Origin of the sequence: Sterolibacterium denitrificans (genome assembly GCF_900174485.1) — a bacterium.
Lineage (GTDB): Bacteria > Pseudomonadota > Gammaproteobacteria > Burkholderiales > Rhodocyclaceae > Sterolibacterium > Sterolibacterium denitrificans.
Window position 1 is genome coordinate 2,367,697 of record NZ_LT837803.1, and the last position, 22,442, is coordinate 2,390,138.

Below are 22,442 nucleotides of genomic sequence, written 5' to 3' on the forward strand. Positions count from 1 at the left end.
ACAAGAAGCGCCGAATTATAGAGTCCGGCCGGACGGCTGTAAAGGGTTATTTGCAACTTTACCGTGCAACATCACTGTTCGACAGCAGCTTGCCCGGATTCATCAGACCCCGCGGATCCAGCGCGGTCTTGATGTTGCGCATCAGTTCGATTTCCAGCGGGCTTTTGTAGCGCAGGATTTCCTCGCGCTTCAGTTGCCCCAGGCCGTGCTCGGCGGAAATGCTGCCGCCCAGTGCGTGCACCAGATCATGCACCAGGCGATTGACCTCGGCCGTCGCGGCGATGAAGGCGCGGTTGTCCTCGGCCAGGGGCTGCGAGGGGTTGTAGTGCAGGTTGCCGTCGCCGAGATGGCCGAAGCAGACGATGCGCACGCCCGGATAGCGGGAAGTCAGACGGGCGTCGGTCTGCTCGATGAATTCGTGCAGGCGCGAGATCGGCAGCGAAACATCGTGCTTGATGCTGAAGCCTTCTTTCTTCTGCGCCTCGGAAATGCTTTCGCGCAATTTCCAGAGCGCGGCGGCCTGGGTTTCGCTTTGCGCCAATACCGCATCGAGCAAACGCCCTGCCGCCTGTTCGGCGACCAGCAACTCGCTCAGATCATCTGCCAAGGTGGCGCCTTCGGCGGCGCTGGAAGCATCCAGTTGCAGCAGCAACTGCCAATCATGAATACGCGACAGGGGCGAGTGCGTATCCGGCACATGCTTGAACACCAGTTCGAGCGCTGCGCGATTGATGATTTCAAAGGCGCTGACGCGCTCGCCGAAATGCTGGCGCAGGCGTCCCAGCAGTTCCACTGCCACTTGCGGATCAGGCAATGCCAGCCAGGCGGTGAGCTGCGCGCGAGGACGGGGATGGAGTTTCAGCACGGCGGCGGTGATCAGGCCCAGCGTGCCTTCGGCGCCGATGAACAGTTGCTTGAGGTCGTAGCCAGTGTTGTCCTTGCGCAGCCCGCGCAGACCATCCCAGATACGGCCATCGGCCAGAACGACTTCCAGCCCCAGGGTCAGCTCGCGCATGTTGCCGTAGCGCAGCACCTGTACGCCGCCGGCATTGGTGGATAGATTGCCGCCGATGGTCGCCGTGCCTTGCGAGGCGATCGCCAGAGGGAACAGCAGGCCCGCCTCGGCAGCCGCTTCCTGCACCTGCTGCAGCGTGCAGCCGGCTTCCGCCGTCAGCGTGTGGTTGGCCGTATCGATGGCGCGGATGCGCTGCAAGCGCTGCAGGCTGATGACGACCTGCGGCCGGCCGGCCGAGGCAAGCGGGTCAGCCAGATCAGCCGAATCAGCCTCTGCATTGCAGGGCACGCCGCCGCCGACCAGTCCGGTATTGCCGCCTTGCGGCACCATGGCGATGCCACCCGCCCCGGCCTGGGCGCATGCCGCCACCACCGCCGCCACTTCGGCGGTCGTGCCCGGACGCACCACGCACAGCGCCTGGCCGTGATAGCGGCCGCGCCAGTCATGCAGATAGGGTTGTGTGTCAGCCGCTTCGGTCAGCACCTGGCGGCTGCCGACGATCTCCGACAAGCGCAGTTTCAGCGCATCCGCCGCTTGCCTGGCTGCCTCGTTGCTCATTGCCCCGGAGCGACCCTGGCGTACAGATCATGGACGTCGCAGTCAGTGATTTCCACCATGGCGAATTCGCCCACGGCGAGTTCCTGGCCATCGGTGACATGCACCAGCCCGTCGATTTCCGGCGCATCGCCCTGGCTGCGGGCCACGGCGCCCTCCTCATCGACTTCTTCCACCAGCACTTGCAAGCGGCGGCCGATTTTGGCCTCCAGCCGGCGAGTGCTGATGTCCTCCTGGAATTCCATCAACTGCTGGCGGCGCGCTTCGCGCACTTCCGCCGGCAGCGCACCGGGCAGTTCATTCGCCGACGCGCCCTCGACCGGCGAATAGGCAAAGGCGCCGACGCGATCGAGCTGGGCTTCTTCGAGAAAATCCAGCAGCGCCTCGAACTCGGCTTCGGTCTCGCCGGGAAAGCCGGTGATGAAAGTGCTGCGGATGGTGAGGTCCGGACAGATCGCCCGCCAGGCCCGGATGCGTTCGAGATTGTTCTCGCTGCTCGCCGGGCGTTTCATCAGCTTCAGGATGCGCGGGCTGGCATGCTGAAACGGCACATCCAGATAGGGCAGGATCTTGCCTTCGGCCATCAGTGGAATCAGGGCATCGACGCTGGGATAAGGATAGACGTAGTGCAGGCGGATCCAGATGCCCAGCTCGCCCAGCGCCCGGGCCAGCTCCAGCAAACGTGTTTTCAGCGGCCGGCCATTGACGAAGCCGGTGCGGTATTTGACGTCCACGCCGTAGGCGCTGGTGTCCTGGGAAATCACCAGCAATTCCTTGACGCCGGCCTGGGCCAGCTTCTCGGCTTCCAGCATCACCTCGGCGATCGGCCGACTGACCAGATCGCCGCGCAGGCTGGGGATGATGCAGAAGCTGCAGCGATGGTTGCAGCCTTCGGAAATCTTCAGATAGGCGTAATGCTGCGGTGTGATGCGGATGCCCTGCGGCGGCACCAGGTCGATGAACGGCTCATGCGCCGGCGGCAACTGGGCGTGCACGGCATTCATCACTTCCTGCGCGGCATGCGGCCCGGTCACCGCCAGCACTTGCGGATGCGCCGCGCGCACCACCTCCTCGCGCGCGCCCAGGCAGCCGGTGACGATCACCTTGCCGTTTTCGGCGAGCGCTTCGCCGATGGCATCCAGCGACTCTTCCACCGCCGCGTCGATGAAGCCGCAGGTATTCACCACCACCAGATCGGCGCCGTCGTAGGAACCGGAAATCCGGTAGCCCTCGGCGCGCAGGCGCGTCAGGATCAGTTCGGAATCGACCGTCGCCTTCGGGCAGCCAAGTGAAACGAAGCCGATGGTCGGTTCTTTCTGCATGCGTGACATGGTTGCAAATGCTCCGAAATGTTGCCCTGCCCAAAGAATCCCGGGCACAGCGCCGCAACCCCGTGGAGACGGAAATGAAGAAATGAAGAAATGGAAAATCGGAAGACAGCGAACCGCGGGCGGCGGCAGAACCTGCTATTTGCGTTCCTTGCCAGTGGTTCCACTAATTCCGCTGGTTCCGGCATTTCCACCGCTTCCCTTGTCCTTGTTTGCGCCATGCTCATCGCCCGGCGCGGCGTTGAACTGGGGAAACTGGAAGCCCGAAAACATGTTGCGCGCCTGGCCCTGCATCTGTTCCTGCATCTGCTGGAACATCTTCTGACTCTGATCCATGTAGGCGCTCATCATGTTGTGCATGGCCGGCCCCTGGAAATTCAGGAACTGCGCCCAGAGATCCCGGCTCATCGGCGAATTCTCGCCATACACGGCACGCGCCTGCTCCTTGAAGCGGGCCTGCATCTCGGCGAAGGAACGCAGATTGCTTTCCAGATACTTGCCCATCATGCCCTGCATGGCGTTGCCGTAGAAGCGGATCATCTGCGCCAGCAGCTCGCTGGTAAACATCGGCGCTCCGCCGGTTTCCTCTTCGAGAATGATCTGCAGCAGGACGCTGCGCGTCAGATCCTCGCCGCTCTTGGCATCCACCACCTTGAACGCCTCGTGATTCAGCACCAACTGCTTGACATCGGCAAGCGTGATATAGGCGCTGTCGCGCGTATCGTAGAGACGGCGATTCGGGTATTTCTTGATGAGGCGAACAGAGGGTGCGGAGGCAGTATCGGCCATGAGGGTTCCCTTCCTGAAACGGGGTTGGCGCGCCGGCATGTTCAGCACATGTGCAGACCGCCGTTGATGTTGAAGGTGGCGCCGGTCATGTAGGCGGCCTTGTCGGAAGCCAGGAAGCTCACCAGATGGCCGATTTCCTCGGGTTGGCCGAAGCGCCCCATCGGTATCGTCGCGACGATCTGCTCGCGCACTTCGGGCTTGATCGCCATGACCATTTCGGTGGCGATATAGCCCGGCGCGATGGCATTCACCGTCACGCCCTTCTTGATGACTTCCTGGGCGACGGCCTTGGTGAAGCCCAGCACACCGGCCTTGGCGGCCGAGTAGTTGGCCTGGCCGAGCTGGCCCTTCACGCCATTGACCGAAGCCATGTTGATGATGCGTCCCCAGCCGCGCGTCGCCATGCCTTCGATGACCTGGCGCGTGACGTTGAACAGGCTGTCGAGATTGGTCGACAGCACGGCATCCCACTGCGTCTTTTCCATCTTGCGCAGCACGGTATCGCGGGTGATGCCGGCGTTATTCACCAGCACATCGACCGGGCCGATTTCGGCCTCGATCTTCTGCACCATTGCCGCGCAGGAATCGAAATCGGAAACATCGCCCTCGGCGGCATGGATATTGAAGCCTTCCGCCCTCATTCTGGCCAGCCATTCGTTCATGGGCGGGAATCCCGGCAGGCAGTTGGCAACGACGGTCATGCCGTCCTGCGCCAGCGCCCTGCACATCGCGGTACCCAGACCGCCCATGCCTCCCGTCACCAATGCCACTTTTCCAGCCATGTTGCACAACCTTTCTTCTTGACGACAAAAACCCGTTGATCCACGCCATAGCGCAAATAGGTGAAAACAGGTGCGGATGCGGCCCTGGCCACACCCGCACCGCCCGACCGTCCCGCTGCTGTCAGAACATGTGCTGACCGCCGTTGATCGAGATGTTGGCGCCATTCACGAACGCCGCTTCCTCGGAAGTCAGATACGCCACCAGGCCGGCAACCTCTTCCGGCTTGCCCAGCCGCCCGGTGGGGATCTGCGGCAGGATCTTCGATTCCAGCACGTCCTGCGGAATCGCCGTGACCATCTTGGTGCCGATGTAACCCGGCGAAATCGTGTTGATCGTCACGCCCTTCTTCGCCACTTCCAGCGCCAGCGACTTGGTGAAGCCGTGCATGCCGGCCTTGGCCGCCGCGTAGTTGGTCTGTCCGAAGGCGCCCTTCTGGCCATTCACCGACGAAATGTTGATGACGCGACCCCAGTTGCGCTCGACCATGCCGTCCATCACCTGCTTGGTCATGTTGAACACCGAATCCAGGTTGGTGCGCACGACGACATCCCAATCGGCCTTGGTCATCTTCTTGAAAGTCATGTCGCGGGTGATGCCGGCGTTATTCACCAGCACTTCGACCGGCCCGATGTCCTTGGCGATCTGCTCGACGCAGTTCTTGCAGGAATCGAAATCACCGACATCGCAAGGATAGGCCTTGAAACCATAGCCCATGTCATTCATGTTGCGCAGCCAGTCCTGGGCGCGGGTATTGCTCGGACTGTAGGTCGTCACCACCGTGTAGCCCAGCGCAGCGAGCTTGACGCAGATCGCCTCGCCCAGACCGCCCATACCGCCCGTTACCAAAGCCACTCTTGGCATAACCTGTCTCCTCTGTATCGGTTTGTCGATGAATTCATGATGCAGCAAATGCCATGGCGCATCCCGTCGAACTGCCGGCCATGCAACGCGCCTTTCCTGCAGCGGCCGGCGCTGCCATTCTACGATGCCTTTTCCCGAACGTATCTGCCCGGCGCAGGCTCCAATGCCTTATATGTCACGCTCCCCAGACGCACGCGCGCCTTGCGCGGCTTGCCGGCAAACGCCTGCAGCCATGCCGTCCAGGTCGGCCACCAGCTGCCGCGCTGCTCCGTCGCCCCGGCCAGCCATCGCTCCGCATCCTTGCCGGCATATTCGCCGACCCAGTAACTGCGCCTGTTCTTGGCCGGCGGGTTGATCACGCCGGCGATATGTCCGCTCGCTCCCATGACGAAGGTGCTGCGCCCACCCAGCAGGGCGCGCGACCGATAGCCGGCCTGCCAGGGCACGATGTGATCCTCGCGCGAGGCATACAGGAAGACCGGCATATCCACCTTGCGCAAATCGACCTTCTCGCCGCAGACCGTCAGCCGGCCGGGGCTGCGCAGGCGATTTTCCAGATACATGTTGCGCAGATACCAAACCGCGAACGGCCCCGGCAGATTGGTGGAATCGGCATTCCAGTAAAGCAGGTCGAAGGCCGGCGGCTTGCCGCCCTTCAGGTAATTGCTGACCACGTACTGCCAGATCAGATCATTGGCGCGCAGGCTGGAAAATACCGCCGCCAGCTCGCTGCCCTTCATCAGGCCGCCCTTGCCGATGCTCGCCTCGCGCGCGGCGACGGAAGCCTGGTCGATGAACAGGCCAAGCTCGCCGGGATCGGCAAAATCGAGCAGCGTCGTCAGCAAGGTCAGCGAAGTCACCGGCGTCTCGCCGCGCGCCCGCGCCACGGCCAGCGCGGTGCTCAGGAGGGTGCCGCCGACGCAGAAACCCAGGGCATTCACCTGCTCGACGCCGCAGATCGCCGCCGCCACGGCGAGCGCCCGCAGCACGCCCTGCTCGACGTAATCATCCCAACCCAGATGGCCCTGCGCGGCCTGGGGATTGCGCCAGGAAACCATGAACACGGTATTGCCCTGTTCGATGGCATGGCGCACCAGCGAATTTTCCGGCTGCAGATCGAGGATGTAGTACTTGTTGATGCAGGGCGGCACGATCACCAGCGGCCGGGTGCCGACCACATCGCTCAGCGGCGCATACTGGATGAGCTGCATCACCTCGTTTTCAAACACCACCGCCCCGGGCGTGATCGCCAGGTTGCGGCCGACCTCGAAGGCCGTTTCGTCGCTCAGCGAGATATGGCCCTTCTCGATGTCGGCAAGCAGGTTGCGGATGCCGGCATTGATGCTCTCGCCCTGGCTCGCCAGCGCGGTCTCGATGAACTCGGGATTGGTGGCGGCAAAATTCGACGGTGCCAGCGCATCGACATACTGCCGCGCCATGAAGCGCATGCGTTCCCGCGCCTTGGTATCGGCTGCCGGCAGCAGCTCGACCAGGCGGCCGACGTACTCGGCATTGAGGAGGTAGGACTGACGGAAATAATCATGGATCGGGCTGTTTGCCCATTCCGCTGCCGAAAAACGGCGGTCGCCCGGCTGGGGCCGGGGCAAGGCCGCGTCCGGCGTTGAAGAGGCTGCGTTCTTGTCGGACGAGCGATTGATCTGCGCCTGCCAGAGCGCCATGTGCCGCGCCATGAACGCCTGCTGCAGTTGCTGCAGCGCGCCATGCTGCGCCGCCGCCTGGGCAGGATCTGACTTTGAGGTTGGCGACGCGGAAGCAGCGGCCTGCGCAGTTGTTGATTGCGATTGCGATTGCGGTTGTGATTGCGCCTGAGCCTGAACCGCCGCCAGCCACTGCGCAAAGCCCTGCGCCCAGGACTGTCCGGCCTGGAACATGGTTTGCATGGCTTGTGAGGGCAGATCGGGGCCTGCGGACATCCTCTACTCCTGTTTCCCGGTCGATCCCGGCGCTTGCGGACAGAAACGCTCTCGCGTCCATGCACCATGGCCGGGGCCTGAAAAGAGGAAGATTATACCGCACTGCACAAATCCGCCGGTACCGCGCCTGTGCCGAAAACACTCGCCTGCAGCTTCAAAACCCGTCCAGCTCAAGCGGCTCCGAAGAAATGCTCGACCAGATGATGCGCCGCCCAGATCGTCAGGATGCCCGTGACGATCAACACCACCTGATGCAGCGTGGCCCGCAGTTCGGTGCGTTTATGCAGTCCGGGGATCAGATCCGCCACGGCGACGTAAATCATGCTCGCTGCCGCCAGGGAAAGAAACACCGGCACCGCGCCTTGCATGGCCGAAAGGGCGAAATACGCCAGCACGCCGCCCGCCAGGGTGGCCAGCGATGAAACGACGTTGAAAATCAATGCCTTGGCGCGGCTGTAGCCGGAATGCAGCAGGATCACGAAATCGCCGACTTCCTGCGGAATCTCGTGGGCAATGATGGCCAGCGAGGTGATGATGCCAAGCTGGACGCTTTCCATGAAGGCGGCGGCAATCAGGATGCCATCGACGAAGTTGTGGAAGGTATCGCCCACCATGATCAACAGACCGCTGCGTCCGCCATCGTGCGCAGCGTGCACATTGTGCGCATGACCATGGGAATGGAAGTGCTCCTGCACCCGGTTGGCGGTGAGCACCGGTTGCTCATGGCCCTCGCAGTGCTCGGTATGACAGTGGCGCCAGAGCACCAACTTCTCGAGCACGAAGAAACCGAGTATGCCGGCGAGCACGATGGCCGAAGTCGAACCGACGTCGCCGCTGCCTACCACGGCGTGCGGCAGCACTTCCAGAAAAGCCGCGCCAAGCAGGGCGCCGATGGCATAGCTGACCAGCGAATTGACCCAACGCCGGCTCGCCGTCAAGGCGATGAGCGAGGCCGCCAGCACGGAAAGCAGGCCGCCGGCAAACGACATCAGAAGTATCCAGGCAAGCACTGACATGGCTGAGTTTCGAAGGCGCGGAAAATTGCCGAATTATAAGGGAAGCGCGTCTGGAAACCGGGCGCAACGACGTCGCAGCGGCAACTCACTCACGCCAGATCAGGCTGGCCATGCGTCCGGTGGCGCCATCGCGGCGGTAGGAGTAGAAACGCCGTTCGTCGCTCCAGGTGCATAAGCCGCCGCCGCTCACCTGCCGCACGCCAAGCGCGGCCAGCCGCTGACGCGCCAGCATGTACAGATCGCACAGCCATTTGTCCGGCTCGTTCGATCTATCCGGCTTTTCCCGTCCCCCCTGCGCGCGAAAAGCCAGCGCTGCCTGCGGATCGTGCCGGCAAAAGGCGGCACGCACCTCGGCACCCACCTCAAAGGCCGCCGGGCCGATGGCCGGCCCCAGCCAGACCTGCACATCCGCTGCCGGCACGCCCATGGCGGCCACCGTCGCCTCGATCACGCCGGCGGCCAGACCGCGCCAGCCGGCATGCGCGGCCGCCACGACCGAACCGTCGCGCGCCGCCAGCAGCAGAGGCAGGCAATCAGCCGTCAGCACGACGCAAACCCGGCCCGGCGCACGAGCGCAACTGGCATCGGCCGTCGGCACGACAGCCGCATCGCCACGATCATCATCGGCACAGGCCACCTCGGTGCCGTGCACCTGATTCAGCCAGAGCGGCTCGGCCGGCAGCAGACGACGCAAACTGCCGCGATTGGCCATCACGGCCAGCGGATCGTCACCCACATGCAGGGCGAGATTGAAATACTCGTACGGCGCCGCGCTGCAACCCTGCAGGCTCAGGCGCGTGGTCACCAGGGCGCGCACGCCGGGCGGCGCGCCCGCTGCATGTTCGCAGCCCCAGTCGGGAATCAACAGTTCATCCATCACGCCTCCCGATCGTCATTCTGCGCCCGCAACGCCCCCAGCAGCGCGGCGAAATCCTCGGGCAGCGGCGCTTCCCAGCTCATCTCCAACTGCGTGCGCGGATGGCGCAGCGCCAGACGCCAGGCATGCAGCGCCTGGCGCGGGAAAGCGCTGAACAACGGCTGGCCGCTGCGTTTACCGCGCAGATAGACGGGATCGCCCACCAGAGGATGGCCGAGTTCCATCATATGCACGCGGATCTGGTGCGTGCGCCCGGTTTCCAGCCGGCATTCGAGCAACGTTGCCGCCGCGAAACGCTCGCGCACCAGGTAATGCGTGCGCGCCTCCTTGCCATGCCGCTCCAGTGGGACGACCGCCATCCGGGTGCGCTGCGTCGGATGACGGCCGATCGGCGCATCGACCGTGCCACCCGTCCTCTCCGCCGCCACCACGCCATGCACCAGCGCCAGGTAGTGGCGCCTGACGCTGCGCGCCTGCAACTGGCGCACCAGATCGGTCTGCGCTTCCAGGGTTTTCGCGACGACCAGCAAACCGCTGGTTTCCTTGTCGAGGCGATGCACGATGCCGGCCCGTGGAATCGCCGCCAGCGCCGGCGCGTGATGCAGCAGCGCGTTCAGCAGCGTCCCCTGCCAATTGCCGCTGCCGGGATGGACCACCAGCCCGGCCGGCTTGTCGACCACCAGAATCTCCTCATCCTCATGCACGATCCGCAGCGGAATGCTCTCGGCGACCGCCGGCAACCCACGTGGATCGGCGCCCAGGCCGTCCTCCAACTCGATGCACTCGCCGCCCCAGACCTTGTGTTTCGCATCCGTGACGACGCGGCCGTCGATGCGGACGTGTCCCTCGCGCAGCCAACCCTGCAAACGGCTGCGGGAATGCTGGGGCAGCAAGCGCGCCAGCGCCTGGTCGAGGCGCAGGCCGGCATGCTCGGGAGAGACCTGCACGCGCGTGCCGACGATGCCCCCGCCATCCTCCTCAAGACCATCGACAAGCTCATGAAGGCTCACGGAAGACGCCGGAACACTTGCGCTATAATCGGTCGGATTCATGATTCATGATTCATTCGTGGAACTTTCATCATGCGTAGTTTAGCGGCTCTGGCTGTTGTTTTCGCGATCACCATCGCCCCCCTCCCCCTGCTCAGCGGCTGCGGTTCGACGTCCGAACAGGCCGACGAAACGAGCGGCTGGTCGGCCCAGAAGCTCTACAACGAAGCCCGTGAAGCCATGAACGAGGGCGCCTGGGACAGGGCCATCAAGCTGCTGGAAAAGCTCGAATCACGCTACCCTTACGGCCGCTACGCCCAGCAGGCCCAGCTTGAAGTGGCCTATGCCAATTTCAAGCTCTCCGAGCCGGTGGCGGCCATCGCCGCCTGCGACCGCTTCATCCGCCTGCATCCCAATCATCCAAACGTCGATTACGCCTATTACCTGAAAGGCCTGGTCAATTTCAACGAAGACCTCGGCCTCTTTGGCTACGTCAGCCAGCAGGACCTGACCGAGCGCGACCCGAAGGCCGCCCGCGAGGCTTTCGATGCCTTCAAGGAACTGGTCAACAAATTTCCCGGCAGCAAATATGCTTCCGACGCCACGGCGCGCATGAAATACCTGGTCAACGCCCTGGCCGCGCATGAAGTCCACGTCGCCCGCTACTACCTCAAGCGCGGCGCCTATCTCGCTGCCGTCAACCGCGCCCAGGATGCCATCAAGACCTATCCCGATGCGCCGGCAATCGAAGAAGCCATGTACATCACCGTGCTGGCTTACGAAGCCATCGGCATGAAGGATCTGCGCGATGACGCCGAGCGCGTGATGCGGCGCAACTTCCCCAAGAGCGAGTTCTATGCGCTGGGTTTCGACCGGCCGAGTCCCTGGTGGAAGCTCTGGTAAAACCCGCCACCAGTTCACCTGCCTGACTCGAACGATCAGGCCGTTGCCGCAAAAAGATCGATGCGATCGCTGAAGATTGCCGTCACGCCCGCGGCAAACAACTGCTCGGCCTGCACGGGATCATTCACGGTATAGCAGGCCAGCGCCACGCCGGCGGCCTGGATTTCCGCCAGTCGTCCGGCCTGCAGGCGATGCGCATCGCCATGCAGATAGCGGCAGTCGAGGCGCTGCAGGCGCGTCTGCCAATCCGCCGGAATTTCCTCGCACAGCAACGCCCGAGCCGGCGCATCACCCGCACCCGCGCCGGCATCCGCGGCAAGGCGGGCTGCCTCGAGCGCCTCTTCGGAAAACGAGGAAAACAGCAAAGGCACTGTCTGGCTGCCGGCCGCCGCGCATTCACGCTGAAACGCGCTCACCCACTCGGCAACGACGCGCCCGGTTTGCCGCTCATGGCCCGCCGCCGGCTTGATCTCGATATTGGCCGCCAGCCCCAATGCTTGGCAATGGATAAGCGCCTGATGCAGATCCGCCAGGCGCTCACCGGCAAAGGCGCGGTGATGATGCCGCCCCACATCCAGCCGGCGCAAGCGTTCATACGGCCAGTCGGCCACCCTGCCCTGGCCATTGCTGGTGCGCTCCAGGGTTTCATCGTGGATCAGCACGGGTACCGCGTCGGCGCTCAGCATCACATCGAATTCGACGGCGCGGATACCCAGGCGCGCGGCAACGGCCAGCCCCGCCAGGCTATTTTCCGGTGCCAGAGCACCGCCGCAGCGGTGAGCGATGATGCGTGGATAGTGCCAGGATGGACTCATCATTCCACCTCCTGCAAGCCGTCCCGACGCCGCCAGACTCGATCAGCCCTCCGCCGCGCGCCATGGCAGGCCATGGCAATCTACGGCGCGCCGCCACCGGCGCGGCGCATCGCGATATCCAGCGCCTGCTTGGCCGGTTTGCGATTGGCCCAGACATCGGCGACTTCCTCGTCGACGATACTGCGCAACTGGCTCAGGCCCGCATTGTGCTTGGTGCGCAATTTCGCCGGGCTGGCCTCGCCGAGACGGCGCGTCGCCAGGTTGACCAGCGGCGGCGGCACGTCCAGCGATTCCAGCGTGCGCATCGCCACGGGCGTCATCGGCAGGAAACCGGTACCACGCAGCCACTCGTTCTGTACTTCGGGGCGCAGCATGAAGCGGACAAACTGCGCCACCCCCTGATACTCATGCGCACTACGGCCCGCCAGCGCCCACAAACCCATCCCGCCCGGCAGTATCCTTTCGCGGTTGGCGCCATGCATGTCGTCGTAAAACGGCATCGGCGACATGCCGACGGCAATGCCCGCGCGCCGCGCTTCCTGGTACAGCGCCGACTCGCCGGTAATCATGGCGCACTCACCGGAAAGAAAGCGGTGGTCGGCCTCGCTGCCCGGACCGAAATACTGGAAATAGCGCGCCTTGTACCAGCTCGACAGCAGCGCCAGATGCTTGATATCCACCATGCTGTTGAGGCGCGCCCGCATGGCGCGGCCCTTGTCGCGGACCAGCAGCGGTTCGCCATGCTGGGTAGACACGTTTTCGAGATGGATCCAGGAAAAACGCGAAGAGGTCAAAGGACACGCGCTGCCTTCGTCATACAGCTTGCCGGCGCGCATCTGCACATCGAACCAACTCTGCGGCGGCTCCTCGGGATCCAGCCCGGCCTTGCGCAGTTCATCCTTGTTCCACATCAGTACCGGCAGCGACAGGCCCAGTGGCAGCGCCTGGATGCGCCCGGCGCCATCGTCCACCGCATCGGCGACGAGCGGGAAGAACTGCCCCGCTTCCAGCCTCTGTCCGTTCGTCGTCATCACCTGATAAAGCGGCTTGAACTTCGGCTTGTCGCGGAAGAACAGCATGCTGTCATCCGGCTCCAGCAGCGCCATGGACGGCAAACGGCGCCGCTCGGCGTCGTCCAGCGCGCCCATGTTCTGCACGACCACACGAATCCGCCCCTTTTGCTCTTCGTTGAAACGCATGACCAGGCTGGCCAGGGTATCCTGCGCCTGACCCGAGAGCATATGGCGCAAAACGACATCCGGCGCTGGCTGGACGGCCGTCTTCGCGGCAGGCTTCGCTGCGCTTTTGGCGACTGTCTTGGCCGGCGTCGCCAGTGCCATTCCGCTGAAAAACACGAGGCTCGCCGCCACGGCAATCACGCCGGCAACCGGCACACCACGTCCCAAGCGCTGCATGGCCACTCCTCCACTGCCTGATTTCCTTGACGTGACATTATGCCACCCCGCGGACGCTCCAAGCTTGAAGACCATGAGTGAAAATGATATTTTAAACGTGAATATTTGTATTTCCATGCATTTGAAATACTCCCCCTGCTCTCCCATTTGCACGAAGCCCCATGCGCATCGTTTGTCTCGGCGGCGGCCCGGCCGGTCTGTACTTTTCGATATTGATGAAACGTGCCGACCCGACGCACCAAATCATCCTCCATGAACGCAACAAAGCCGACGACACCTTCGGCTGGGGCGTGGTGTTTTCCGCCGCTTCGCTCGACACATTGGCCATCGCCGATCCCGAAAGCCACGCCGCCATCACTGCCGCCATGCGGCGCTGGGATGATTGCGCGGTGCACTTCAAGGGCCGCTGCATGCGCTCGGGTGGCCATGGCTACAGCGGCATTAGCCGCCAAACGCTGCTCGCCATCCTCCAGCAGCGCGCCGCCGAACTGGGCGTGCAACTGGAATTCGAGAGTCAAATCAACCTCGACGGCGATGATGACGATGCGCCGCAAGCCACCCAGCTTGCCGCCGCCGATCTGATCGTCGCCGCCGACGGCATTCACAGCGCCACCCGCGCGCGCCATGCCGATCACTTTCAACCCGCCATCGATTTGCGCAAATGCCGCTATCTCTGGTTCGGCACCACCCGGCCCCTGGATGCCTTCACCTTCATCACCGAAGCCAGCCCATGGGGCTGGTTCCAGGCCCACGCCTACCCTTACGCCGAAGGGAAAAGCACCTTCATCGTCGAATGCCACGAAGCCACCTGGCGCAATGCCGGACTCGACCAGCTCGATGCCGACGCTTCGGCGGCATTCTGCGAACGCATTTTCGCCAGTCACCTGCAAGGCCACCGGCTGCTTTGCAACCCTCGCCATCAGCGCGGCTCTGCCTGGCTCAACTTCAACAACGTGCATTGCTCGCGCTGGCACCACGGCAACATCGTGCTGATCGGCGATGCCGCGCATACCTGCCATTTCTCGATCGGCTCGGGTACCCGGCTGGCGATGGAAGACGCGCTTGCCCTGAGCCGCAGCCTTGCCGCTGACGCCGGGGCTGCTCATGACGCCGCAACAAGTCTGACCCAGGCGCTGGAGAACTATCAGAACGAACGCAGCCGCGAAATCCTGCGTCTGCAGAATGCCGCGCGCAACCGCATGGAATGGTTCGAGAACCTCTCCCGCTACACGCGTCTCGAACCCGAACAATTCGCCTACTCGCTGCTCACCAGCAGCCAGCGCCTCGGCCATGACAGTCTGCTGCAGCGCGATCCGGCCTATATCGACGGCATCGAAAGCTGGCTGGCGCGGCAAAGCGGGGCGCCCAAGCCCGGCAACCAGCGCCTGCCGCCGATGTTCACGCCCTTCCGCCTGCGCGAAATGACGTTGAAGAACCGCGTCGTCGTCTCGCCGATGGCCATGTACTCCTGCGAGGACGGCCTGCCCGGCGATTTCCATCTGGCCCACCTGGGCAGCCGGCTGCTCGGCGGCGCCGCGCTGGTGATCTGCGAAATGACCGCCGTCATGCCGGATGGCCGCATCACGCCGGGTTGCGCCGGACTCTGGAACGACCGGCAGATGGCTGCCTGGCAGCGCATCGTCGAATTTGCCCGGCAAACCTCTGACGCAAAAATCGGCCTGCAACTGGGCCACGCCGGCCCGAAGGGCTCGACCCAACCCGGCTGGCAGCAGATCGACGAACCGCTGGCAGAGGGCAACTGGCCGCTGCTCGCCGCATCGGACATCGCCTACGGCCCGCAGAACCAGATCCCGCGCGCCATGACCCGCCAGGACATGACCCGCGTCCGCGATGCCTTCGTCGCCGCCACGCGGCGCGGCGCCACGGCAGGTTTCGATCTGCTCGAACTGCACTGCGCCCACGGCTATCTGCTGTCGAGCTTCATCAGCCCGCTCACCAACCGGCGCGAGGACGAATACGGCGGCTCACTGGAAAACCGGCTGCGCTATCCGCTGGAAGTCTGTCGCGAAATGCGCATCGCCTGGCCGGCAGAACGGCCACTCGCCGTGCGCATTTCGGCGCACGACTGGGCGCCCGGCGGCCTGACCGATGACGAAGCCGTGACGATCGCCCGCGCCTTCCGCGATCTCGGCGTCGACTTGATCGACGTTTCCTCCGGACAAACCACCCGCGCCGCCCGCCCCACCTATGGCCGCATGTACCAGACGCCCTTTGCCGACCGCATCCGCAACGAAGCCGGCATTCCCACCATGGCCGTCGGCAACATTTTCGCGGCCGATCACATCAACACCATCATCGCCGCCGGCCGGGCCGACCTCTGCGCCCTCGGGCGGCCGCACCTGGCCGATCCGGCCTGGACCCTGCACGCCGCGGCCGCGCAAGGCTATCGCGCCGTCGCCTGGCCGCGTCAATACCTGGGCGGCAAATCCCAACTGGAACACAACCTGGATCGCACCTCCTGACACCACCATGAACGCACATACCGACAGTGAAACCCGCGCCCACAGCGAACATGCCAATGCCCTGCGGCTCTGGCTGCGCATGCTGGCCTGCACCAACCTCATCGAAAGCAGCGTGCGCTCGCATCTGCGTCAGGAATTCGACATCACCCTGCCGCGCTTCGACCTGATGGCGCAACTCGAACGTGTGCCGGAAGGCATGAAAATGGGCGAGCTCTCACGCCGCATGATGGTGACCGGCGGCAATGTCACCGGCATCACCGACCAACTGGTCGAAGAAGGCCTGGTTACCCGCCTGGACAACCCCAAGGATCGCCGCGCCTACATCGTCAAGCTGACCAGCAAGGGCCGCAAGGCCTTCGACGAGATGGCCAAGGCCCACGAACAGTGGATCGTCGAACTGTTTGCCGGCCTCGACAGCGAGCAGTGCGACCAGCTTCACGAACTGCTGGCCAAACTGAAAACCCATCTCGCAACGGCTGCCGCGGCCGGTATCACCGGCAAGAACCGCTGAAAGACCGGCATGTCCTCCACTGCGCCTGCCGCCCGGAACTTCCTCTGGCAACCCGACCACGAGAACGGCGTGGCGACGCTGACCCTGAACCGCCCGGAACGCAAAAACCCGCTGACCTTCGCCGCCTACGCCGAATTGCGCGAACTGTTCTCCGCGCTCGCCACCGACCAGGCCAATGACATCCGCGCCGTGGTCATCACCGGTGCTGCCGGCAATTTCTGTTCGGGCGGCGACGTGCATGACATCATCGGCCCGCTGACGCGCATGAGCATGCCCGAATTGCTCGACTTCACCCGTCTGACCGGCGCCGTGGTGAAGGCCATGCGCGCCTGTCCGCAACCCATCATCGCCGCCGTCGATGGCGTCTGCGCCGGCGCCGGCGCGATGCTGGCGCTGGCGGCCGACATGCGCATCGGCACCGCGCGCAGCCGCACCGCCTTCCTCTTCTCCCGCGTTGGCCTGGCCGGCAGCGACATGGGCGCATGCACCCTGCTGCCGCGCGCCATCGGCCAGGGCCGCGCCAGCGAACTGCTGTACACCGGACGCAGCATGGCAGGCCCGGAAGCCGAGCGCTGGGGATTCTTCAACCGTCTCTGCGAGCCGGAGCAACTACTGGGCGAAGCGCAAAGCCTGGCCGCGGAACTGGCCGCCGGCCCCGGCTTCGCCCACGCCATGACCAAGCGCATGCTGCAACGCGAATGGAACATGAGCCTGGATGAAGCCATCGATGCCGAAGCCGACGCCCAGGCGATCTGCATGCAGACCGAGGACTTCCGCCGCGCCTATCGCGCCTTCGTCGCCCGGGAAAAACCGCAGTTCGCCGGCAATTGAAGCGCGCATCGGCGCGGACGCATCCGCGCATCCACGCCTCGCCTCAGTTACCGAACACCGCCCAGCTATTGTCAAGAATCAGGCGCACCGCGGCATACATGCCGACGAGCCCGAAGAGAACCCATGGGCAGTTGGTACCCCAGATGTAGACCAGGTTCTCGTTGCGGCTGTTCAGACGCTGCCGTCCCACGTTGAAGAAGGAGAACCAATACACCGAGGTGCAATACACCACCTGATAGAAGAAGCACAGCGCAATGATGCCGATGACATTGGGCGGCAGGAAATGATAGGTAAAGCCCAGATGCAGCAGCAAGCAAGGAATCAGCGTCCAGTAGCCGTTACCGACATCCAGATTGAAGCCCAGCGTGCGCTTGTCGGCATAGGAGCCGTCGAACAGCGAATACGTCGCCCAGACGTCGCTCCAGTAATCTGCCGAAAACAGATTGGAGAAAGCCACCTTGGAGAAGATGAAGTCCAGCACCGGACGATTCTTGTCCGCGGGAAAACGCCGGCGATAATCCGCATTCTTCTTCTCGATGAGGTCGATGCGCAGATACAGCACCCTCTCCCACAGACAGACGAGCATGTTCAGCGACAGAAAGAAAATCACCAGCAGATAGACGACGCTGAAGCCACCCAGCAACTGGTAATGATTCCACGCAGTTGCGCCAAAAACCGCAACCAGAAATACGCCGACGAATGCAAGAAAGTTCATGACGCCTCCTATGGGATCGAGATTTGCGGCTTGATGGAAAATCGAATCATGCTCGATGCGGCAGCCCGCCAGACGGCGGTGACACGGTGAATCTGCAGTTCATTTCGCGCAATTCAGTCATTCAGTCATTTCCATTTCTACACTTCGCTATTTCGCCTTCTCGACCTCCACAGGCGCGCCGCGCGGCGAGTGACTGGGCGCGCCATAGAAGACGCGATAGTGGATCTGGTGATAGCCGCCGGCCAGGTGCAGCGCCTTCCACGGCGCCTCGACCGGCTCCTGCTGGCCCTTCCAGTCCTTGTGCTGGTACGGTTCCCAGGCGTGATAGACGATGATCTCGCCCGGCGCGGTGATCGCCGAGACTTTCACCATGCACTCGAATTCGCTGTGATGGTTGTAGACGCGGATCATGTCGCCATCCTCGATGCCGCGCTTGCCGGCTTCCTGCGGACTCAGCCAGGCGGCCGGCTGGCCGCGCTGCAGGCGCAGCAGCATCTTCACGTCGCGCCAGATGGCGTGGATCGACCAGCGGTTGTGGCCGCCGTACATGCGCAGCGGAAACTTGCTGCCGACATGCGGCGCGGGCTTATGCACCGGCAGGTTTTCGTTGCCTTCGATGAACCACGGATGGTCGAGATAAAACTGCTGGCGCCCGGTCAAGGTCGGCCAGGCGACTTTCTTCTCGACGAAGTCACGGTGCGGCCAGTGCGTGTCCTTGGGATCGTAGTCGCTGTAGTTCTGATAGATCAATGAAGGACGGGCAGAGCCGATCACCGGCACCGCGCCCATCGCCAGCGCTTCGCGGCCCGTGCGCGCGCTGACGCTGGGACTGCCGGCAAACACGGCATCGAGCATCTTCACCGGATCCTCCGGATGGGTCGGATCGTACAGGCCATTGTCGGTATGCCGTTCATAGGCTTTGGTCAGATCCAGCGGTTGGTCCCTGAAGCCGCGCACCGGGCCGATGTTGCGCTCCCTCGCGCGCTCGGCAATGTATTTCGACAGCAGGCCGAACGCCTCCCAGTCGGACTTGGACTCGCCCAGCGGCTCCGTGGCCTTGTCCGAGGTAATGATGTAGGGCACGTAGGTCTGGCCGTACTTGATGCCGTACTTCTCGTAGTAGGCCGCCACCGGCAGCACGTAGTCGGCGAACATCGTGGACGTGCTCATGCGGAAGTTCACCGACACCACCACGTCGAACTTCGGCCACAGCACTTTCTTGGCAATCTGCGGTGAAGGCCAGCGACGCAGCGGGTTGCAGCCGGTGAAGATGTACGCCTTGGGCGAACGATCTTCCGGCGGGTGACAGGGTATCCAGCCCTTGTCGAGCGATTCGCGCATGTACTCGGCCATGCCGCGCGGCAATTGTGGATCCTGCAGGTGCGGCTGATCCCACATCTCCTTGTAGCCGCCGTGGATGTACAGGAAGGGAATCATCGGCATGTTGGGATTCTTCGCGCTGATGTGCACGAAAATCTCCTCATAGTCGCGTGGCGTCAGTCCGCGGATGGCCTTTTTCGCCAGTTGCAGTTTTTCCATGGGACTGAACATGTCGCCGGCCATGGCATCCAGGCCATCCATGCCCCACCATGCCGCGATGCGCACGCCGCTGCCGGCCTTGCCCTGGTTGCCGGTGAGGTTCATCAGCAGGATCATGGCGCGCTGGTACAGATCGCTGTGATAGTGCTTGCAGGCGCCCCAGGACATGTAGATCATGGCGTTCGGCGCCGCCGCCATTTCGCGCGCGAAGGTGCGAATCACGTTGGCGTGCACGCCGGTAACTCTGGCCGCCTGCTCGGGGGTGTATTCGCTGTCTAGACGCGCCTTGATCATGTCGAAGACGGTCTGCACTTCGACCGTTTCGCCCGAGACCAGCTTGACGCTGAACGTGCCCGACAGCGCCGGCTTGATCCCGCCCATCTTCAGGCTGCGGCCACCGTTGCCATCGCCTTCGCAGCCGGGGGCAATCACCGCCTGGTTTCTTGCTTCGTCCCAGACATGCAGCGCGTTGTCCGCCCCGCCCTCGACCAGGTCGGACGCACGCAGGAAACGCTGGTTGTCCTTGCGCACCAGGAACGGGAAGTCGGTCTGTTCGAGGACGTAGTCCTGCTTGTAGAGATTCTCCGAAATCATCACCTGGGCCGCCGCCAGACCCAGCGCGGCATCGGTCTCCGGCTTGATGTTGATCCAGGTATCCGCATGCACGGTTGATGGATTCAGGTCGGGAGCGATCACCACCAGCTTGGCGCCGCGATAGCGCGCCTCATGCAGGAAGTGCGCTTCCGGAATCCGCGTATAGATCGGGTTGCCCACCCAGATCACGATGTAGTCGGAACGGAACCAGTCGTCCGACGTGCCTTCGCAGTTGTACATCCCCCAGGTCTGCACCGCGCCCATCGGCATGTCCGACACGCCGGCCCAGGAGTCGATCTTGGTCGCCTGGATCGCATCGGCGAAACGCCAGTCACCGGAGGTTTCCGGGCCATAGCCGCTGTTGGTGGTACCGTCGTCGAAGATGATGGATTCGGTGCCTTCGGCCACGGCAGCGTCGATCAGCTTGTCGGCGATTTCGGTCAGCGCCTCGTCCCAGGTGATGCGCTTCCACTTGCCTTCGCCGCGCTTGCCGATGCGCTTCAGCGGATACTTGAGGCGGGCTTCCGACAGTTGCAGGGTGGTATAACAAGCGCCCTTCTGGCAGCCGCGCGGGTTGAAATCGGGAATGTCCGGACGATGCGGCTCGTAAATGGCGTTCTGCTCCTCGCGCCAGGCGATGCCATCGCGCACATACACGTCCCAGGAACAAGCCGCGATGCAGTTGGCCCGGGTGTGCGTGCCCTTCACCACCCTGTCCCACTTCCACTTCTCGCGCCAGATGTCGGAGTAGTCGTTGTATTTGACCTTCTTCGCCGGCACCGTCGGCGGATCGGCCGGGCGCGGCGCGGCCGGCACATAGTGCCTGGGCCGCAGACTGTAGAGGGCGAGACCGGCAACGGTTGCGGCAGAGCCCATGATGAAATGACGGCGGGTCAATTGCATGAATTGCATGAGACGAGACTCCTGTGAATTCCCGAATTCCGGTAGCGCTTCATCTGCCCGGCATGGTTGCACGCCATGGATATCTCAATATAGATGCCGCCAGCAGCAGGAGATAGTTTGCCGCCCTGAGCGACGAACCACGGTCTTCCGGCCATCGCCGCTGCATAGAATACAATAAACGTAAACTTTCCTGACTATTTTCCCGTCCGGCGACAACCCGAAACCCGCCGCTTCGGGAAAGCGGAACGGGAAAGCGCGGGGTAAACTCCAGACTCGCCATTGGACACAATCCCCCCTCCCGTCTCCATGCCTCTCCCCATCACCGACCCTGCCCTGCCCTTCTTTGCCGACCATCACCGTGAGCTGGCGCCAGCGGCGGCGGCCTGGGCGACAGTGCATCTGGCGCAGCAGCCGCAGATCGAAGACGTCGATGCGAGTTGCCGCGCCCTGGCCCGCCAACTGGGCGCGGCCGGCTGGCTGCAGTGGTGCGTGCCGCCGGCGAATGAAGAAGGAAAAACACCGCCGCTGGATGCGCGCGCCATTTGCCTGCTGCGCGAAACTTTTGCCTGGCATTCGTCGCTGGCGGATTTCGTCTTTGCCATGCAAGGGCTGGGGGCCGGTGCGATTTCGCTGTTCGGCGACGCAGCGCAGCGGGCGCGTTACCTGCTTGGCGTGGCCAGCGGAGAGCTGCTTGCGGCCTTCGCCCTTTCCGAACCCGGAGCAGGCTCCGATGCCGCCGCGCTCGCCTGCCGCGCCACACGGCTAGCCGACGGCAGCTGGCAACTGGATGGCGAAAAAACCTGGGTTTCCAACGGCGGCATCGCCGATTTCTACATCGTCTTTGCGCGCACTGAAGAAGAAGAAGAAGAAGAAGAAGCGCCGGAGCGCAGCAGCGCGGGTATTTCCGCCTTCATCGTCGATGCGGACAGCCCCGGCCTGGCGGTGGCCGAACGCATCCTCACGCTCTCGCCGCATCCGCTGGCGCGTCTCGAATTCAGCGCTTGCCAGGTACCGGCCAGCCAGTTGCTGGGTTCGCCGGGCGAAGGATTTCGCATCGCCATGGCGACGCTGGATATGTTCCGTATCTCGGTGGCCGCCGCGGCGCTGGGACTGGCCCGTCGCGCCGCGCATGAAGCGCTGCGCCACGTGCAGGAGCGCCGGATGTTCGGCCAGCGCCTGGCCGACATGCAGATCACTCAGGCAAAACTGGCCGACATGGCGACCGCCATCGACGCCGCCGCGCTGCTCACCTATCGCGCCGCCTGGCAACGCGACCAGGGCGGGACGAAAATGCAGACGACGCGCACGGCCGCCATGGCCAAGCTCTTCGCCACGGAAGAAGCGCAACGGGTGATCGACGCGGCCGTGCAGTTGTTCGGCGGACGCGGCATCACCCAGGGCGAGGTGGTCGAAGCGCTCTATCGCGACATCCGCGCGCTGCGCATCTACGAGGGCGCCAGCGAAGTGCAGAAACTCGTCATCGCCCGCGAAACCTTGCAGGCATTCAAGGACAGCGGAAATCTGCCGTAAAATCCGGGGTTCGGGGCTCAAGCGCCATTCAAGGTCCAAAGTCATGCAAAGTCATA

At 63.6% G+C, this 22,442-nt stretch carries 18 protein-coding genes; 5 read left to right on the forward strand and 13 right to left on the reverse strand.

The window, feature by feature from the left end; all coding sequences use genetic code 11:
• Window positions 1-58 precede the first annotated feature (58 nt).
• From SDENCHOL_RS10750 to rluD, 9 genes are all read right to left on the reverse strand, one after another.
• Window positions 59-1,573, reverse strand: coding sequence for an FAD-binding oxidoreductase (locus SDENCHOL_RS10750; protein WP_067169400.1), 1,515 nt, complete (start codon window positions 1,571-1,573; stop codon window positions 59-61).
• Window positions 1,570-2,901, reverse strand: coding sequence for a 30S ribosomal protein S12 methylthiotransferase RimO (gene rimO, locus SDENCHOL_RS10755; RefSeq protein WP_067169403.1), 1,332 nt, complete (start codon window positions 2,899-2,901; stop codon window positions 1,570-1,572). Before rimO ends, SDENCHOL_RS10750 begins: the two co-directional genes overlap by 4 nt.
• A gap of 135 nt (window positions 2,902-3,036) precedes the next feature.
• A complete protein-coding gene (phaR, locus tag SDENCHOL_RS10760; RefSeq protein WP_067169406.1) occupies window positions 3,037-3,687 on the reverse strand; it encodes a polyhydroxyalkanoate synthesis repressor PhaR in 651 nt (216 codons plus the stop codon).
• A 41-nt stretch (window positions 3,688-3,728) separates the two neighbouring features.
• Window positions 3,729-4,469: a beta-ketoacyl-ACP reductase gene (locus tag SDENCHOL_RS10765; RefSeq protein ID WP_067169409.1), complete on the reverse strand. Its 741-nt coding sequence runs from the start codon at window positions 4,467-4,469 to the stop codon at window positions 3,729-3,731.
• 121 nt (window positions 4,470-4,590) lie between these two features.
• Window positions 4,591-5,331 carry an acetoacetyl-CoA reductase gene (gene phbB / locus SDENCHOL_RS10770; protein ID WP_067169412.1) on the reverse strand — a complete coding sequence of 247 codons (741 nt, stop codon included), beginning with the start codon at window positions 5,329-5,331 and terminating at the stop codon, window positions 4,591-4,593.
• Window positions 5,332-5,450: 119 nt separating this feature from the next.
• Window positions 5,451-7,232, reverse strand: coding sequence for a class I poly(R)-hydroxyalkanoic acid synthase (phaC, locus tag SDENCHOL_RS10775; protein WP_231912967.1), 1,782 nt, complete (start codon window positions 7,230-7,232; stop codon window positions 5,451-5,453).
• A 203-nt stretch (window positions 7,233-7,435) separates the two neighbouring features.
• Window positions 7,436-8,281: a ZIP family metal transporter gene (locus SDENCHOL_RS10780; RefSeq protein WP_067169416.1), complete on the reverse strand. Its 846-nt coding sequence runs from the start codon at window positions 8,279-8,281 to the stop codon at window positions 7,436-7,438.
• Window positions 8,282-8,366: 85 nt separating this feature from the next.
• Window positions 8,367-9,158, reverse strand: a complete 792-nt coding sequence (gene pgeF / locus SDENCHOL_RS10785; protein WP_067169420.1) for a peptidoglycan editing factor PgeF — start codon at window positions 9,156-9,158, stop codon at window positions 8,367-8,369.
• Window positions 9,158-10,168 carry a 23S rRNA pseudouridine(1911/1915/1917) synthase RluD gene (rluD, locus tag SDENCHOL_RS10790; RefSeq protein WP_408022499.1) on the reverse strand — a complete coding sequence of 337 codons (1,011 nt, stop codon included), beginning with the start codon at window positions 10,166-10,168 and terminating at the stop codon, window positions 9,158-9,160. The genes pgeF and rluD overlap by 1 nt, the downstream gene beginning before the upstream one ends.
• Before the next feature lie 72 nt (window positions 10,169-10,240).
• Here rluD and SDENCHOL_RS10795 point away from each other — a divergent pair, with 72 nt between their 5' ends.
• The gene (locus SDENCHOL_RS10795) at window positions 10,241-11,050 is read left to right on the forward strand and encodes an outer membrane protein assembly factor BamD (protein WP_083522812.1); all 810 of its coding nucleotides are present in this window, start codon (window positions 10,241-10,243) and stop codon (window positions 11,048-11,050) included.
• Between the two features lie 35 nt (window positions 11,051-11,085).
• Here SDENCHOL_RS10795 and ugpQ read toward each other — a convergent pair whose 3' ends face one another.
• Entirely contained in the window at window positions 11,086-11,865 is a 780-nt protein-coding gene (gene ugpQ / locus SDENCHOL_RS10800) for a glycerophosphodiester phosphodiesterase (protein WP_197706968.1), read from the reverse strand.
• Between the two features lie 80 nt (window positions 11,866-11,945).
• Entirely contained in the window at window positions 11,946-13,280 is a 1,335-nt protein-coding gene (locus tag SDENCHOL_RS10805) for an extracellular solute-binding protein (RefSeq protein ID WP_067169426.1), read from the reverse strand.
• A 161-nt stretch (window positions 13,281-13,441) separates the two neighbouring features.
• On the opposite strand from SDENCHOL_RS10805, the gene SDENCHOL_RS10810 reads away from it, so the two are divergent.
• From SDENCHOL_RS10810 to SDENCHOL_RS10820, 3 genes are read left to right on the forward strand one after another with little or no spacing between them, the layout of a single operon-like run.
• Window positions 13,442-15,763 carry a bifunctional salicylyl-CoA 5-hydroxylase/oxidoreductase gene (locus tag SDENCHOL_RS10810; RefSeq protein WP_154717217.1) on the forward strand — a complete coding sequence of 774 codons (2,322 nt, stop codon included), beginning with the start codon at window positions 13,442-13,444 and terminating at the stop codon, window positions 15,761-15,763.
• Window positions 15,764-15,770: 7 nt separating this feature from the next.
• The gene (locus SDENCHOL_RS10815; protein WP_067169432.1) at window positions 15,771-16,274 is read left to right on the forward strand and encodes a MarR family winged helix-turn-helix transcriptional regulator; all 504 of its coding nucleotides are present in this window, start codon (window positions 15,771-15,773) and stop codon (window positions 16,272-16,274) included.
• A gap of 9 nt (window positions 16,275-16,283) precedes the next feature.
• The gene (locus SDENCHOL_RS10820) at window positions 16,284-17,105 is read left to right on the forward strand and encodes an enoyl-CoA hydratase family protein (RefSeq protein WP_067169435.1); all 822 of its coding nucleotides are present in this window, start codon (window positions 16,284-16,286) and stop codon (window positions 17,103-17,105) included.
• Between the two features lie 43 nt (window positions 17,106-17,148).
• On the opposite strand, the gene SDENCHOL_RS10825 is transcribed toward SDENCHOL_RS10820, so the two are convergent.
• Window positions 17,149-17,820, reverse strand: a complete 672-nt coding sequence (locus SDENCHOL_RS10825; protein WP_153011266.1) for a hypothetical protein — start codon at window positions 17,818-17,820, stop codon at window positions 17,149-17,151.
• Window positions 17,821-17,967: 147 nt separating this feature from the next.
• Window positions 17,968-20,865 carry a molybdopterin-dependent oxidoreductase gene (locus tag SDENCHOL_RS10830; RefSeq protein WP_067169443.1) on the reverse strand — a complete coding sequence of 966 codons (2,898 nt, stop codon included), beginning with the start codon at window positions 20,863-20,865 and terminating at the stop codon, window positions 17,968-17,970.
• Window positions 20,866-21,162: 297 nt separating this feature from the next.
• Here SDENCHOL_RS10830 and SDENCHOL_RS10835 point away from each other — a divergent pair, with 297 nt between their 5' ends.
• Window positions 21,163-22,386 (forward strand): acyl-CoA dehydrogenase family protein, encoded by a 1,224-nt coding sequence (locus SDENCHOL_RS10835; protein WP_067169446.1) that lies wholly within the window; start codon window positions 21,163-21,165, stop codon window positions 22,384-22,386.
• Window positions 22,387-22,442 lie beyond the last annotated feature (56 nt).

Bases quoted from the DNA above. Each gene is read 5' to 3' on its own strand.
- SDENCHOL_RS10750 (WP_067169400.1), bottom strand. From the start codon at position 1,573: ATGAGCAACGAGGCAGCCAGGCAAGCGGCGGATGCGCTGAAACTGCGC.
- rimO (WP_067169403.1), bottom strand. From the start codon at position 2,901: ATGTCACGCATGCAGAAAGAACCGACCATCGGCTTCGTTTCACTTGGC.
- phaR (WP_067169406.1), bottom strand. From the start codon at position 3,687: ATGGCCGATACTGCCTCCGCACCCTCTGTTCGCCTCATCAAGAAATAC.
- SDENCHOL_RS10765 (WP_067169409.1), bottom strand. From the start codon at position 4,469: ATGGCTGGAAAAGTGGCATTGGTGACGGGAGGCATGGGCGGTCTGGGT.
- phbB (WP_067169412.1), bottom strand. From the start codon at position 5,331: ATGCCAAGAGTGGCTTTGGTAACGGGCGGTATGGGCGGTCTGGGCGAG.
- phaC (WP_231912967.1), bottom strand. From the start codon at position 7,232: ATGCAAACCATGTTCCAGGCCGGACAGTCCTGGGCGCAGGGCTTTGCG.
- SDENCHOL_RS10780 (WP_067169416.1), bottom strand. From the start codon at position 8,281: ATGTCAGTGCTTGCCTGGATACTTCTGATGTCGTTTGCCGGCGGCCTG.
- pgeF (WP_067169420.1), bottom strand. From the start codon at position 9,158: ATGGATGAACTGTTGATTCCCGACTGGGGCTGCGAACATGCAGCGGGC.
- SDENCHOL_RS10795 (WP_083522812.1), top strand. From the start codon at position 10,241: ATGCGTAGTTTAGCGGCTCTGGCTGTTGTTTTCGCGATCACCATCGCC.
- ugpQ (WP_197706968.1), bottom strand. From the start codon at position 11,865: ATGAGTCCATCCTGGCACTATCCACGCATCATCGCTCACCGCTGCGGC.
- SDENCHOL_RS10805 (WP_067169426.1), bottom strand. From the start codon at position 13,280: ATGCAGCGCTTGGGACGTGGTGTGCCGGTTGCCGGCGTGATTGCCGTG.
- SDENCHOL_RS10810 (WP_154717217.1), top strand. From the start codon at position 13,442: ATGCGCATCGTTTGTCTCGGCGGCGGCCCGGCCGGTCTGTACTTTTCG.
- SDENCHOL_RS10815 (WP_067169432.1), top strand. From the start codon at position 15,771: ATGAACGCACATACCGACAGTGAAACCCGCGCCCACAGCGAACATGCC.
- SDENCHOL_RS10820 (WP_067169435.1), top strand. From the start codon at position 16,284: ATGTCCTCCACTGCGCCTGCCGCCCGGAACTTCCTCTGGCAACCCGAC.
- SDENCHOL_RS10825 (WP_153011266.1), bottom strand. From the start codon at position 17,820: ATGAACTTTCTTGCATTCGTCGGCGTATTTCTGGTTGCGGTTTTTGGC.
- SDENCHOL_RS10830 (WP_067169443.1), bottom strand. From the start codon at position 20,865: ATGCAATTCATGCAATTGACCCGCCGTCATTTCATCATGGGCTCTGCC.
- SDENCHOL_RS10835 (WP_067169446.1), top strand. From the start codon at position 21,163: ATGCCTCTCCCCATCACCGACCCTGCCCTGCCCTTCTTTGCCGACCAT.